The following is a 1,608-nucleotide window of genomic DNA, read 5'->3' as shown; positions in this document are numbered from 1 at the left end:
TCACCAGCACCTCGGGCTCGCCGACATCCAGCGAACCGCCGGCCTCGGCACCCTCTTCGACACCATGACCGTCTTCGAGAACTACCCCCTCGACGCCGGCATGACGGGCGCCGGACTCAGCCGCGTCACCGTCACCGACTTCACCCACTGGGACGCCACCCACTACACCCTGGCCCTCGCCGCCCTGCCCACCTCGCTGCCCGGCGAACGCGACGGCCTCACCCTGCAACTGACCCACCAGCCCGACCCGGCCGGCCGCACGGGCGCCCGGGACGTCCTCGGCCGGACGGCCAGGCTGCTCGCCGCGTTCGCCGCTGACCCCGGCCGACGGGTGGGCCTGCTCGACGCCGCCCTGCCCGCGGAGACCGGCCGGCTCGCCCGCTGGAACGCCACCGGCGCCGCCCTGCCCGCCACCACGCTGCCCCGGCTCTTCGCCGACCAGGTCCGCAGAACCCCGGACGCCGTCGCCGTCGTGCACGACGACACCCGGCTCACGTACGCCGCACTTCAGGCCCGGGCCAACCGGCTCGCCCGGCTCCTGGCCGACCACGGCGCCGGCCCGGAGACCGTCGTCGCCCTCGCCCTGCCGCGCGGCATCGACTCCGTCGTCGCGCTCATGGCGGCGGTCACGGCCGGCGCCGCCTACCTGCCGATCGACACGGCCCACCCCGCCGACCGGATCGCCGCCGTACTCGCCGACACCCCACCCGTCTGCGTGCTCACGGTCCGCTCCGAGCTGCACCGGCTGCCGGACGGCGTCGCCCGCCCCCTGGTGCTGGACGACCCCGCGACGCTCGACGCCCTCGGCCACCACCCGGCGACCGCGATCACCGACGCCGACCGCACCCGGGCGCTGCACCCCCGCCACCCCGTCTACGTCATCCACACCTCCGGCTCCACCGGCCGCCCCAAGGGGGTGGTGATGCCCGCCGGGCCACTGACCACCATGTTCCACTGGCAGAACCGCGTGCTGCCCGCGCGGGCCGGTTCGGTCGTCGCCCAGTTCACCACCCTCAGCTTCGACGTGGCCTCGCAGGAGATCCTCTCCGCGCTGCTCCACGGCAAAGCCCTCGCGATCCCGTCCGAGGACGTGCGCCGCGACCCGGCCGCCCTCGTCGCCTGGCTCGACCACCATCGCGTCACCGAGTTCTTCGCCCCCCACCTGATGATCGAGGCCGTCGCGGCCGCCGCCCTCGAACGCGGCGCCGCGCTGACCGCCCTCACCGACCTCGTGCAGGCCGGCGAGGCCCTCACCCCCAGCGCCACGGTCCGCGAGTTCACCGCCCTGCGGCCCGGCCGCCGCCTGCACAACCACTACGGCAGCACCGAACTCCAGGTCGTCACCGCCACCACCCTCCCCGCCGCGCCGACCGACTGGCCGGCCGCCGCCCCCCTCGGCACCCCGCTCCCCGGCACCCGCCTGCACGTCCTGGACGACGCGCTGCTCCCCGTCCTGCCGGGCGTGGTGGGCGAGTTGTACGTCGCCGGGTCCGCCCTCTCCCGCGGCTACGCCGACCGCCCGGGACTGACCGCGGGCCGCTTCGTCGCCAGCCCCTTCGAGCCGGGAGAGCGGATGTACCGCACGGGCGACCGCGTCCGGTTCGCCGG

General features: G+C 76.0%; 1 protein-coding gene. It reads left to right on the top strand.

Annotated elements, in window-relative coordinates:
• A partial coding sequence (locus tag V2S66_RS34275) for an amino acid adenylation domain-containing protein (protein ID WP_330801007.1) occupies positions 1-1,608 on the top strand: 1,608 nt, incomplete at both ends.

Source organism: Actinacidiphila polyblastidii, assembly GCF_036353415.1.
Taxonomy (GTDB): Bacteria; Actinomycetota; Actinomycetes; order Streptomycetales; family Streptomycetaceae; genus Actinacidiphila; species Actinacidiphila polyblastidii.
The sequence above is the reverse complement of the archived record's forward strand: the minus strand, read 5'-3'. Positions and strand labels throughout refer to the sequence as shown.